10 protein-coding genes are annotated in these 11,860 nt (G+C 68.8%); 6 read left to right on the forward strand and 4 right to left on the reverse strand.

Annotated elements, in window-relative coordinates:
* Positions 1-16 precede the first annotated feature (16 nt).
* Positions 17-1,618, reverse strand: a complete 1,602-nt coding sequence (locus tag C3L37_RS03450; protein ID WP_129113212.1) for an ABC transporter substrate-binding protein — start codon at positions 1,616-1,618, stop codon at positions 17-19.
* 145 nt (positions 1,619-1,763) lie between these two features.
* Here C3L37_RS03450 and C3L37_RS03455 point away from each other — a divergent pair, with 145 nt between their 5' ends.
* Positions 1,764-2,402 carry a ribonuclease H gene (locus C3L37_RS03455; protein ID WP_129113213.1) on the forward strand — a complete coding sequence of 213 codons (639 nt, stop codon included), beginning with the start codon at positions 1,764-1,766 and terminating at the stop codon, positions 2,400-2,402.
* A 338-nt stretch (positions 2,403-2,740) separates the two neighbouring features.
* Here the strand turns inward: C3L37_RS03455 and C3L37_RS03460 are convergent, their stop codons facing one another.
* The 3 genes from C3L37_RS03460 to C3L37_RS03470 all read right to left on the reverse strand — a co-directional run bounded on the left by C3L37_RS03460 (position 2,741) and on the right by C3L37_RS03470 (position 7,448).
* Positions 2,741-4,990 (reverse strand): NADP-dependent malic enzyme, encoded by a 2,250-nt coding sequence (locus C3L37_RS03460; protein WP_129113214.1) that lies wholly within the window; start codon positions 4,988-4,990, stop codon positions 2,741-2,743.
* A gap of 51 nt (positions 4,991-5,041) precedes the next feature.
* A complete protein-coding gene (locus tag C3L37_RS03465) occupies positions 5,042-6,259 on the reverse strand; it encodes a DUF7544 domain-containing protein (RefSeq protein ID WP_129113215.1) in 1,218 nt (405 codons plus the stop codon).
* Positions 6,260-6,338: 79 nt separating this feature from the next.
* Entirely contained in the window at positions 6,339-7,448 is a 1,110-nt protein-coding gene (locus C3L37_RS03470; protein ID WP_129113216.1) for a M24 family metallopeptidase, read from the reverse strand.
* Between the two features lie 276 nt (positions 7,449-7,724).
* Between C3L37_RS03470 and C3L37_RS03475 the strand changes: the two genes are divergently transcribed.
* Genes C3L37_RS03475 through C3L37_RS03495 form a run of 5 tightly spaced genes read left to right on the forward strand, consistent with a single transcriptional unit; the run spans position 7,725 to position 11,858 of the window.
* Positions 7,725-8,534 (forward strand): COX15/CtaA family protein, encoded by an 810-nt coding sequence (locus C3L37_RS03475; RefSeq protein ID WP_449267277.1) that lies wholly within the window; start codon positions 7,725-7,727, stop codon positions 8,532-8,534.
* Positions 8,535-8,592: 58 nt separating this feature from the next.
* The gene (locus tag C3L37_RS03480; protein ID WP_129113218.1) at positions 8,593-9,438 is read left to right on the forward strand and encodes a basic amino acid ABC transporter substrate-binding protein; all 846 of its coding nucleotides are present in this window, start codon (positions 8,593-8,595) and stop codon (positions 9,436-9,438) included.
* Between the two features lies 1 nt (position 9,439).
* Positions 9,440-10,189 (forward strand): amino acid ABC transporter permease, encoded by a 750-nt coding sequence (locus C3L37_RS03485; protein WP_129113219.1) that lies wholly within the window; start codon positions 9,440-9,442, stop codon positions 10,187-10,189.
* Positions 10,186-10,938 carry an amino acid ABC transporter ATP-binding protein gene (locus tag C3L37_RS03490; RefSeq protein WP_129113220.1) on the forward strand — a complete coding sequence of 251 codons (753 nt, stop codon included), beginning with the start codon at positions 10,186-10,188 and terminating at the stop codon, positions 10,936-10,938. Before C3L37_RS03485 ends, C3L37_RS03490 begins: the two co-directional genes overlap by 4 nt.
* 20 nt (positions 10,939-10,958) lie before the next feature.
* Positions 10,959-11,858: an amino acid ABC transporter permease gene (locus C3L37_RS03495; protein WP_394345774.1), complete on the forward strand. Its 900-nt coding sequence runs from the start codon at positions 10,959-10,961 to the stop codon at positions 11,856-11,858.
* Positions 11,859-11,860 lie beyond the last annotated feature (2 nt).

The following is an 11,860-nucleotide window of genomic DNA, read 5'->3' on the forward strand; positions in this document are numbered from 1 at the left end:
GCGCTGGTGCGCCGGATCACGCCCGCGAGATCGAGTACGCCTTGATCGACTCGTCCCGACGCGGCGTCCAGTCGAGTCGTTCGCTCGCGCCGTAGACGCTGTACTGGCGGTTCAGGAAGATCCACGGCGCTTCGTCGTGGGCGAGCTGGTTCGCCTGCCGGAGCAGCTCCTCGCGCACATCCTCGTCGGCCTCCCCGTTGGACCGCTCGACGAGATCGTCGAACTCCTCGTTGCTCCAGCTCGACAGCGTCCCCTCCGTGGTGAGAAGCGGGATGAGCGTCTGGCTCGCGTCGAACGTCTCGTTGCCCCACCCGATGAGGAAGAAGTCCGGCTTGTCGTCGATGCTGCCGGTCGTCAGTTCGCCGGCGAGCGTCCCGAAGTCGCGCTGTCTGACCGACGCGTTGACGTTCGGGAGCTCGTCGATGTAGCCGATCACCGACTGCGCGATCTCGAGGTCCTTCAGGTACCGGCCGACGGGCGTGTGGAGCTCGATCTGCGCGCCCGCGTGACCGCTCTCTTCGACCAGTCGCTCGGCCTCGTCGGGGTCGTAGGGGTAGATGTCGACGTCCGGGTTGTAGCCGACGAATCCTTCGAGGGTCGGCTGACTCGTCGGATCGGCGAAGTCCGACAGCACCTCCTCGATGATGGTCTCGATGTCGACGGCGTAGTTCATCGCCTGCCGGAACTCGCGGCTGGAGAACGGCTCCACGTCGTACCGCATCCCGTTGTAGATGATCCGCGTGCTCGGCACCGCCTCGATCCGGGTCTTGCCGCTTTCTCTGATCCGGCCGACCTCCTGCGGCGGCACGTCCAGCGCGATGTCGGTCTCCTCGTTGACGAGCTGGTTGACGCGGGTGCTCGACTCCGACGCCGCGTTGAGCGTCACCCGGTCGACCTCGGCCGGCTCGCGCCAGTAGTCGTCGTACCTGGTGAAGACGACCTCCTCGTCTTCCGTGTACGACTCCAGCGCGAACGGGCCGGTTCCGTTCGCCTCGCTGTTGATCGCGTTCTCGTCCCGCCCTTCGACCCACGATCGCTGCATGACGTCGCCGTAGCTCGCGAGGAGGCCGACGAGCACCGGATTGACGCCGTCGGAGACGACGTCGACCGCCCGCTCGCCGTCGACGACGGTCGCCTCCGAGACGCCCGCGAGCTGGTCGCTCTGCGGGCTCGCGAGCCCGCCGACATCGTTGTCGACGATCCGGTTGATGCTGAACGCCACGTCCTCGGGGGTGAGTTCGTCGCCGTTGTGGAACGTGACGCCCTCCCGGACGAACAGCCGAAGCGTGTCGTCGGACACCTGCTCGTAGTTCTCCGCGAGGGCCTCGACCGGCTTCCCGTCCGGATCTCGGTCGAGCGTCCCCTCGTAGGCCTGCATCAGAATGATGTCGGTGTTCGTCTCGCGGTGGTCGTGCGGGTCGAGCCCGGAGTCCATCTGCCCCTGCGTGACGGTGACGGCGAACTCGCCGCCGTCTCCGCCGCCCCCGCCGCCGTTCTCGCTCGGCGTCTCGATCTCGTCGCCGCCGGCGCAGCCCGCCACCGCCGCCGCGACTCCCGCGCTTCCGGCCAGCGTTAAGTATTGTCTTCTGGTAACGTGTGTCTGTTTACCGTCAGTCATGGACGTACATTGGCGGACCCCTATAAATATGCTCTGAAATATCTAACGAAGCAGTCATTTCGATGAGGCTTCCGCCGTCGATTCCGCCGCTCGAACTTTGCCTCAGGCGGCGAATACTTAAGTAATCCACGAGCCAAGCGGAGGTATGGCCGTTCACGGCCGGTCAACCCTTCGGGACCTGTTCGACGAGTCGCCCACCCCCCACATCGCGCACCCGCCGCGCACCCACCACCGCCACTTCTACGTCGCAGCCGACGGCTCCTACCGTCCCGGCGGCGGCGGCCTCGGCGCGGTCATCGAAACCCGGGACGGCGAGCGGGTCGCTCGAATCGCCGTCCCGGACGCGCCGCCGAACAACAACGTCGCGGAGTACCGCGCGCTCCACCTCGGGTTGGACGTGCTCGCCGCCCGCGCGCCGCGGAGCGCCCGCGTCGGCGTCCTCGTCGATCACGACGCACTCGCCACGAACGTCAACGCCGCGGTTCTCGCCGCCGACCACCCCGACCGGGAGCCGCCGCGGCCGATCAATATCCCCGCCGACAGCGAACACCACTGGCGGGGAATCCTCGCCCGCATCGCCGGATTCGAGGAGCTTCGGGCCGCGCAGATCGACGGTCGCGTCAACCCCGCCCACCCGCTCGCGAATCGACCGGAGGAGTACGCGCACGTCAACCGGCGGTCGCCCCGGTGCGTGCTCCCGGAACCGCTCGACTCGGCGGACGCGAACGCGGCCGATCCGCGGTTCCCGCCGCCGTCGCGTTTCGAACGGCGAGCCGGGGATTGAACCACCACCTTTTGCGCTGTGCGAACCCGCTCCGCGGGTTCGCTCGGCAAAAGCTGGACCAAAACCCTCGTCACTCACTTCAGCACAGCGAAGCTGTGCTTCCGTTCGTTCCTCGGTCCGCTCGCTCACTCGCTACGCTCGTTCGCTCCCGGTACAACCGCTGCCTAGTCGTGAGAATCCAGATCACCGCCAAGCGGTTGTACCGCAAGCGCCTTTGGCGCTTGCGGGCCGACGACTGAACGGAGGTGCACGAAGTGCACCGAAGTGAAGGAGGAGGCTTTTGGTCCAGCTTTTGCCGAGGGCCACCTCCGGTGGCCCGCAGCGCAAAAGGTGGTGGTTTACTCCTCCTGCGCGTCGACGACGGCCACGCCAGCGAGGTTGACGATGTCCTTCACCTCGTCGCCGCGCTGGAGGACGTGCACCGGCTTGTCCATCCCGACGAGCATCGGGCCGATCGCCTCCGCGCCGCCGAGGCGCTGGAGCAGCTTGTAGCCGATGTTGCCCGCTTCGAGGTTCGGGAAGATGAGCACGTTCGCCGGCTCGTCGAGGTCGGAGAACTCGTAGGTTCCGTTCAGGATGTCCTCGACGACCGCGGTGTCGGCCTGCATCTCGCCGTCGACGGGGAAGTCCACCTCGGGGTCGTCGTGCAGCAGGCGAACCGCGTCGCGCGGCTTTCGGGTCCCCTCGTTGGTGACGCTCCCGAAGTTCGAGTACGAGAGCATCGCCGCGCGCGGTTCGACGTTGAACCGCCGAGCCAACTCGGCGGTGTGCTTCGTCACCTCGGCGAGCACCGCCTCGTCGGGCGCGAGGTTCACCGTCGTGTCGGCGGCGAAGATGATGCGGTTCTTGAACGTGAGCAGGTAGACGCCGGCCGCGTAGTTCGCGTCCTCGGCCGTGCCGATGACCTGCAGCGGCGGACGGAGGGCCGAGGGGTAGTGGTGCGTCAGGCCCGTGAGGAGGGCGTCCGCGTCGCCCCGCTCGACCATCACGCTTCCGAAGTAGTTGGTGTCGCGGCGGATGAGCTCGCCCGCCTCGCTCCGGGTGAGCCCCTTCCGCTTCCGGAGTTCGTACAGCCGGTCGGTGTACGACTCGTAGCCGTCGTCGCGCGGATCGACCACCGTGGGCTGGAAGTCGAGCCCGAGCTTCGCCGCCGTCCGGTCGATCCGCTCTTCGCTCCCGATGAGCACGGGTTCCGCGATCCCCTGCTCTTGCAGCTGGTAGGCCGCGCGGATCATCTTCTCGTCCGTCCCCTCCGCGAGCGCGACGCGCTTGGGGTCGGACTTCGCCTTGTTGAGCACCACGCGCATCATCTCCCGCGACTTGCCGAGGCGGGCCTCAAGCTCCTCGGCGTAATCGGCGACGTCGAGGTCCTTTCTGGCCGCGCCGCTCGTCATCGCCGCCTGCGCGACGGCGGGCGCGACCTCGAACAGCACGCGCGGGTCGAGCGGCTTCGGGATGATGTACTCGGGGCCGAACTGCAGCGGCTGGTCGCCGTAGGCCTTGACGACGGCGTCCGGCACGTCCTGCTTCGCGAGGTCGGCGAGCGCTTCGGCGCTGGCGACCTTCATCTCCTCGTTGATCTCGGTCGCCCGGGCGTCGAGCGCGCCGCGGAAGATGAACGGGAACCCGAGGACGTTGTTCACCTGGTTCGGGTAATCGGAGCGGCCGGTCGCCATGATCACGGTGTCGTCGCGGGCCTCCTTGGCCTCCTCGTAACCGATTTCGGGATCGGGGTTCGCCATCGCGAAGATGATCGGGTTCTCGGCCATGGAGCGCACCATCTCCGGCGAGACGATCCCGCCGACGGAGAGGCCGACGAACACGTCCGCGCCCGCCATCGCGTCCGCGAGGTCGCCCTCGGGGGCGTCGCGGGCGAACTCCCGTTTGTACTCGTTGAGGTCGCCCGCGCGGGCCTCGGTGATGATGCCCGTCGAGTCGCACATGGTGATGTTCTCGCGCTCGGCTCCGAGCGAGACGTAAAAGCGCGCCGAGGCGATGGCGCTCGCGCCCGCGCCCGAGAAGACGATCTTCAGGTCCGAGATGTCCTTCTCGACGAGTTCGGCCGCGTTGAGCAGCGCCGCGCCGCTGATGATGGCCGTCCCGTGCTGGTCGTCGTGAAACACGGGGACGGACATCTCCGTCCGGAGTCGCTCTTCGATCTCGAAGCACTCGGGGGCTTTGATGTCCTCCAGGTTGACCCCGCCGAACGTCGGCTCCATCGCCCGAACGGACCGAACGATGTCCGACGGGTCGTCGAGGTCGAGTTCGATGTCGAACACGTCGATGTCGGCGAAGCGCTTGAACAGGACGCCCTTGCCCTCCATGACCGGTTTCGACGCCTGCGCGCCGATGTCGCCGAGGCCGAGGACCGCGGAGCCGTTCGAGACGACGCCGACGAGGTTCGCCTTCGCGGTGTAGTTGTACGCCTGATCGGGGTCGTCGGCGATGTCGCGACACGGCGCGGCGACGCCCGGCGAGTACGCGAGGCTCAGGTCGCGCTGCGTGTTCGTCGGCTTCGTCGTCGAGATCTCCAGCTTCCCGGGCGGATTCCGCCGGTGGTATTCCCTGGCTTCGTCGTCCAGTCCCATGACTGGGGCGTCTTCGGGTGACGGCAAAAAGCTATCCCTGCTGTCGAGTTTTCAGTTCGACGACTGTCGATCCCACCCGGACAGCTCGCCCCGGCCGTGGGCGTTCCCGTCGCCGCCGTCGCTACTGCGGTCGTCGCCGCCGCGCCACCCGCTCCCGCCGTCGTCCTCATCGTCGCCTCCGCCGCCGTCCCCATCGTCGCCTCCGCTTCCGTTTTCTCCGCCTCCACCGGTTTCGCCGTTCCCGCCGTCCTCGTCGGTTCGTCGGGGAAGCAGCGCGAACGCCCGGTTCGCCGCCCCGAGCGTCGAGAGCTCGTAGGTCGTAAAGAACGTCTGTACGAGGATTCCGATCGGCAGCCACACGAGCAGCAGCGCGAGCAGCCCGAACAGTCCGAGCAGGACGATGACGGCGATTCCGACCGGCGACTGGGTCGCCGCGGCGAACCCGCCGAGGGCGGCCGCGACGGCCAACCCCGCGACGAGGCCGACGATCGCGACGATCGCGGCGAAAATTGCGAAGAGCAGCCCGCTCGCGAGGCCGACGCCGAGACCGAGCAGGAACCGGATGACGACGAACACCAGAAACTGCGCCGGCTCCCCGCGGAGCGTCGGCCAGAACCGCCGCCACCCCTCGATGACGCCGCTGTCGGTCGCGATCATCACCGGGGCGACGAACTGGACGGTGAACTGGAAGAACAGCGCGACGAGGAGGGCGAGGGCGAGGCCGACGAGCGCCAGCGCCGCGAGGCCCGCCGTCCCGATCCCCGCCAGCGCTCCGAGGTCGATCGTCCCCTGCCAGGCGAGCAGACCGACGGCGGCGAACGGCAGCCCCAGGAGGAGCGACAGGCCGAACTGGAACCCGAACAGCCGAACGCCCTTCCCGAACCGACGGCGAAACGGTCCGCGGATGCGGACGTCGTCGGTCCGCAGCGCGTCGAGGAAGACGAAGCGCATCGTCGACGAGATCACGCCGAAGAGCAGCGCGATCCCCGCGACGACCGCGATCGCGGCCGCCACGATGGCGAGTTCCGAGCCGCCGATTCCGGGGACCATCGGTCCGCCGGGCGTCGGTCCCCCCGGCGTCGGCCCCGGTCCCGGGGACGGCGGCGCGTTCGCGACGCTGCTGACGTTGTTCAGGCCGCCGCCGCCACCGCCGCCGAGGAAGAACACGATCACGGCGAGCCGAAGCCAGCGGCCGATGCTGAACGGGAACAAGAACTCGCGGGTCGACCGGAGCGCGTCGTCGACCGCGTCGAAGGCGTACCAGGGCATCGGCTGAATCTTTCTTCTCCCGTGATATAAGATTGCCCTCGGGAATCGACCGCGGCGCGCCGTCCGGCCGCCGCACCGATCACCCGAGGTGCAGAACCTTGTGCCGGACGACGGCGGCCGGGTAGTCGTAGGCCATCACGCGCGCCGTCGGCCACTCGCCCGTGCTCGTGAGCACCTCGAAGCCGTCCTCGGTGACGAGCACCGTGTCCTCGCTCTTTGCGCCCTCGATCGTCGGGTTCCACGCGTACGCCATCGGCGTCGTGACGGGCGCGTCGAGATCCGGCGTGGCGATCCACTCCCGGCCGGCGTAGCCCGCCGCGCCGCCCTGGTGGTGCTTCCTCCACTCGCCGCGGTGGCCGAGGTGTTCGTAGGCGGCCTGAATACCGTGGAAGACGCTCGCCGCGGGACCGCCGAGGCGCGCGACCTCTCGGGTCGCCCCGAGCGCCGTCGCCTCGACCTGCATCGCCTTCGCGTGCCGCTCGTTCAGCCACTCGGGCGGATCGAACGCCACCGTCCGGGTCGTGCTCGCGTAGAGCCCGCCGCGCTCCGCCGTCACCGACAGCAGGGCGTAGTCGCCGATCTCGGCGTCAGTCGGCGTGTAGTGGCGGTACCTCCGGGCCCGCTCCGCACCGCCGACGAGGACGACCGGCGCGTGGATGTCGCGCCCCGCGAGCGCGATCCGGAGCCCCGCAGCGACCTCCCGCTCGGTGTCGTCGGGGTCGACCTCGCGCGCGATCGCCTCGACGGCCTCGGCGGTCCCCGCCCCCAGCGCGCGGTACCGCTCGACGTCGTACTCGGAGAGCGGTTGTCTGAGCGGCGAGGCGTCGACCGTCTCGAACCCCGGAACGTCGAAGTCGGCGGCCGCCGGGGTCGGCGAGGCGGCGGCGACGCGCTCCGCGAGCGACGTCTTGTACCACGGGCCGGCCTCGACCTCGACCCCGTCCGGTAACTCCTCGTCGACGAGCCGCTGCGCCTCGATGTCGTCCGTCACGACCCGGAGTTCGCCGTCCCCGTCGCGGACGTACCCGGCGGCCGCGACGCCGACGGTCCCCGCCCGGTCGACGACGTTGCTTCCGCCGGTCAACCAGGCGAACGCGTTCGGTTGCGCGAACCACGCGGCCTCCAGTTCGTTCGCGTCGAGGTAGTCGTCGAGTCGGTCGCTCCGGTCCGGAACCGCGTCGTCGCTCATGCCGATGTGCTTCGGGCGAGGCCACTTCAATGCGATCGAATCCGGCGCGGATCGTCGGACATCGGCGTAACGCGCACCTTCCGGGTCCGCACGAGCCGGAACGTTCGCGCTTCCGGCGGAGGACGCTCCCACCTCCGTCGTTCGAGAACCGCTCTCGTACGCCGGCCTTGAACAGGTCTAAGTACACACGCGCCCGAACGTGGGCTAGCGATGGACACCGCACGCATCCGTCCCGCGTGGCTCACGTTCCGGCGCTTCGCCGCCGCCACCGCCGGACTGACCGTCTTTCTCATCATGCTCGGCGTCTACACCGCCGCGACCGGATCGGGGCTGGCCTGTTCGGCGCAGTGGCCCCTCTGCGACAACGGGCTGCTTCCGCAGACCGTCCCGAGCTTCATCGAGTGGTTCCACCGGCTCGTCGCGATGATCGCCGGCTTCTTCATCGTCGGGACGGCGGCGTGGGCGTGGCGCGGCGACGACGGGCGGGCGAAGCTCGCCTCGGCCGTCGCCGTCGCGTTGCTGCCGCTGCAGATCGGCATCGGCGCGGTGACGGTGACGCTCAACGGTTTGCTCCCGGGCGGATACTCGACGCCGACGCAGGCCGCCCACCTCCTGGTCGCGCTCTCGATCTTCGCCGCGCTCGCGTACACCGTCCTGTTCGCCTACGAGGGCCGATACCGGACCGACGCGCTGAACCGAGTACGCGGCGGGCTGCTCGTCTCGCTCGCCCTCCTGCCGCTTTCGGCGCTGTTCAGCCGCGTCACGTCGGTGCTCCCCTATTCGCCCGCGGCGCAGGCGACGTTCGTCGGCGCGTCGCTCGTTCTCTTCGCGGCGCTCGTGGCGTCGACGTACTGGCTCGACCGCGCGAACGCGACCGGAATTCGGGCCGCGACGATCCCCGCGATCGGCCTCGTGTTCGTCCACCTGCTTTTCGGTCGCGACCTCGTCTTCTACACGCCGTCGATGCGCCTCCTCAACGCCGGCGTGCTCGTCGCGATCGGGACGCTGCTCGTCGGGGCCGCGTGGCTGGCCTACCGTCAGCGCCCGGAACCGATCGAACGACGTGAAATTCTCACAGACGATTAAGAAAATCAAATTTTTCGTGAGAAAAGATTGAAATCTCTCGCCGACCTGCGGTTTCCACATGGGAAACGCACAGTCGAATCGGCGGTCGCCGGTGAGCCGCCGCGCGTACCTGAAGGCGGCGGGCGCGGGGAGCCTCGTCGGCATCGCCGGTCTCGCCGGCTGTACCGTCGACACGAACGGCGGTGGGGGTGGCGGCGACGGTGACGGCGAGAACGCCATCATCGCCGGAACCGCTCCGGGCTTTCCGCCCTTCGAGCTGAAGAACGAACAGGGAGAGCTGGTCGGGTTCGACATCGACCTGTTGGAGGCGGTCGTCGCCGAGACCGACTACTCGCTCTCGGAGTGGCGCGAGTTCGAGTTCGACTCGCTCATCACCGCGCTCCAGAACGACCGCATCGACGTCATCGCGGCGGCGATGACGATCACCCCGGATCGTCGGCAGACGATCTCCTTTACCGACCCGTACTACAACGCGGACCAGTCGGTCCTCGTGCGGCGCGGCGGCGACTTCCAGCCGGAATCGCTCGACGACCTGTCCGGACGCAGGGTCGGCGCGCAGGAGGGGACCACGGGCGACGGAGTCGTTCAGGACCGACTCGTCGACCCCGGGAAGCTCGACGCCGCCGACTACAACGCCTACGGGAACTACGTCCTCGCGGTCGAAGACCTCGAAAACGGCAACATCGACGCCGTCGTGCTCGACAGGCCCGTCGCGGAGACGTTCGCGCAGGAGCGCGACGTCGAGGTGGCGTTCACCGTGAAGACCGGTGAGCGCTACGGATTCGGCGTCCGACAGAACGACGATAGCCTCCGAACCGCGCTCAACGACGGGCTGCAGGCCGTCCGCGAGAGCGGCCGGTACGAGGAGATCAGAAACGAGTGGTTCGGCGGGTCGCCGTCCTGAGATGTCCGCCCTCGCTCTCGGATCGGAGGCGGGCGTCGCTCTCCTGCAGCAGTCGAACGACTGGGCGTTCGTCTGGGAGAACAGCGGGTACCTCCTCGAAGGGACGGTCCTCACGATCGCGCTCACGGTCGTCAGCGTGCTCCTCGGCTTCCTCGTGGGCTTTCCCGCCGGCGTCGTAGAGGTGTACGGCGGCCGCGCGAGCAGCGCCGTGGTCGGCACGCTCGGGCTCGTCCTCAGGGGGACGCCGATCGTCGTCATCCTCATCTTCATGTACTTCGTATTCCCGACGCCCGACCTCACGGTCGGCGTCCTCGGCGTCACCGCGGCGCTCTCGGGGGCGTTCCTCGCCGGCGTGCTCGGCCTCGGCCTCCGGAGCGCGGCGTACCAGTCGCAGATCTTCCGCGGCGCGCTCCAGAGCGTGGACGAGGGGCAGATGGAGGCGGCGCGGTCGATCGGGATGGGAAAGCTGGCGTCGATCCGGCACGTGGTCGTCCCGCAGGCGCTCAGACGAAGCGTCCCCGGCTTCCAAAACGAGGTCACCATCGTGCTGAAGGACACGAGCGTCGTGTTCGCGATCGGCCTCGCGGAGCTTCTCACCCGCAGCTACGACCTCTTCGTCCGGCAGACGACCGCCGTCCTCGAGGTGCTCCTCTTCGCGAGCGCCGTATACTTCGTGCTCACGTTCGCGACGAACCGCGCGCTGGACTTCGTGAACGCGCGCTACGCCGTTCCGGGGAGCGAGACCGGATGACCCCGACGGACCCGCTGCTCCGCGTCGAGCGCGTCTCGAAGAGCTACGGGAGCGAGAGGGTGCTTCGCGACGTCAGCTTCGAGATGGACCGCGGCGACGTGGTCGTGCTGATCGGCCCCAGCGGGAGCGGGAAGTCCACGGTCCTCCGCTGCATCAATCGCCTCACCGAGGTCGACGGCGGCGACGTCTTCCTCGACGGCGAGCGCGTGACCGATCCCGACGCGGACGTGAACGATCTCCGCCGGCAGGTCGGGATGGTGTTTCAGAGCTTCAACCTCTTCGCGCACCTCACCGCCCGGGGGAACGTCATGCTCGGTCCGCGGCGCGTTCTCGGACTGAGCGAGGAGGAGGCCCGGCGCCGCGCCGACGAGCAACTCGCGCTCGTCGGCCTCGAAGCGCAGGCGGATTCGTACCCGGCGGAGCTGTCGGGCGGACAGCAACAGCGGGTCGGCATCGCCCGCGCGCTGGCGATGGAACCGAAGCTGATGCTGTTCGACGAGCCGACGAGCGCGCTCGATCCCGAACTCATCGGGGAGGTGCTGTCGGTGATGCTCGACCTGGTCGAGCGCGGGATGACGATGCTCGTCGTCACCCACGAGATGAGCTTCGCGCGCTCCGTGGCCTCAGAGGTCCTCTTTCTCGACGGCGGGCGGATCGTCGAGCGGGGGCCGCCGGAACGGCTCTTCGAACGACCGGAGCACGACCGAACCGCGTCGTTCCTCCGACGCATCACGGAGCTGCACTCGTGAGCCAGCCGGTCGCGGACGCGGTGCGCGAGGACGAAACCGAGCTTCCGTCGTCGTCCGTCGGCCGGACCGTCGCCCTCGTCGGCGGGGCGCTCTTCTGGGGCTGGCTCTCGCTTCGGTGGCTCAACGACTGGTTCGGCGGGTTGTTCGTCCCGCGCGGGCAGCCGTTCGTCCCGCCGAGCGCGATCGAAGGGCTGGGCGCGGCGGTGCCGGCCCTTCGGGGATTCTTCGACGCCGCCGCGTTCGCCGCGACGTACCTGCCGCAGCTCTCCTCGGGGGTGTGGCTCACCATCGTCCTCACGGTCACGAGCATCTCGCTCGGGTTCATCCTCGCGGTGCCGCTCAGCGTCGCCCGCGTGTACGGCCGCTGGTCGAGCTACGTCTCGCTCGTCTACACCGAGCTCCTGCGCGGGACGCCGCTTCTCGCCCAGCTCTTCGTCATCTACTACGGGCTGGACTTCTCGCAGTTCGTCCCGCCGTCCCTCGCCGGCGTCTTCCCGAACGCCGCCGTATGGGCGGCCATCGTCGGCTTCACGCTCAACAGCGCGGCGTACCAGGCCGAGTACATCCGGTCTGCGCTCCTGAGCGTCGACCCCGGACAGCTCACCGCCGGCCGGGCGGTCGGCCTGACGAAGCTCGGGGCGATCCGCTACGTCGTGCTCCCGCAGGGGCTCCGCTTTGCGATCCCCGGCTGGTCGAACGAGCTCGTCTACCTCATCAAGTACTCCTCGCTCGCGGCCTTCATCACCGTCCCGGAGCTGTTTCAGCGGACCGAGTCGATCGCGTCGGACACCTTCCGCTACACGGCGATGTTCACCCTCGCCGCCCTCCTGTACCTCGCGCTCGTCGTCTCCGCGTCGCGGCTCATGGTCGCGGTCGAAGACCGGGTGGCGATCCCGGGTCTGGGGGTCCGGGGCCGGTGAGC

The organism is Halegenticoccus tardaugens (assembly GCF_004116405.1).
Lineage (GTDB): Archaea > Halobacteriota > Halobacteria > Halobacteriales > Haloferacaceae > Halegenticoccus > Halegenticoccus tardaugens.

Excerpts from the sequence above, each read along its gene's own strand:
- C3L37_RS03465 (WP_129113215.1), bottom strand. The coding sequence starts at position 6,259 with ATGCCCTGGTACGCCTTCGACGCGGTCGACGACGCGCTCCGGTCGACC.
- C3L37_RS03455 (WP_129113213.1), top strand. The coding sequence starts at position 1,764 with ATGGCCGTTCACGGCCGGTCAACCCTTCGGGACCTGTTCGACGAGTCG.
- C3L37_RS03450 (WP_129113212.1), bottom strand. The coding sequence starts at position 1,618 with ATGACTGACGGTAAACAGACACACGTTACCAGAAGACAATACTTAACG.
- C3L37_RS03490 (WP_129113220.1), top strand. The coding sequence starts at position 10,186 with ATGACCCCGACGGACCCGCTGCTCCGCGTCGAGCGCGTCTCGAAGAGC.
- C3L37_RS03485 (WP_129113219.1), top strand. The coding sequence starts at position 9,440 with ATGTCCGCCCTCGCTCTCGGATCGGAGGCGGGCGTCGCTCTCCTGCAG.
- C3L37_RS03470 (WP_129113216.1), bottom strand. The coding sequence starts at position 7,448 with ATGAGCGACGACGCGGTTCCGGACCGGAGCGACCGACTCGACGACTAC.
- C3L37_RS03460 (WP_129113214.1), bottom strand. The coding sequence starts at position 4,990 with ATGGGACTGGACGACGAAGCCAGGGAATACCACCGGCGGAATCCGCCC.
- C3L37_RS03480 (WP_129113218.1), top strand. The coding sequence starts at position 8,593 with ATGGGAAACGCACAGTCGAATCGGCGGTCGCCGGTGAGCCGCCGCGCG.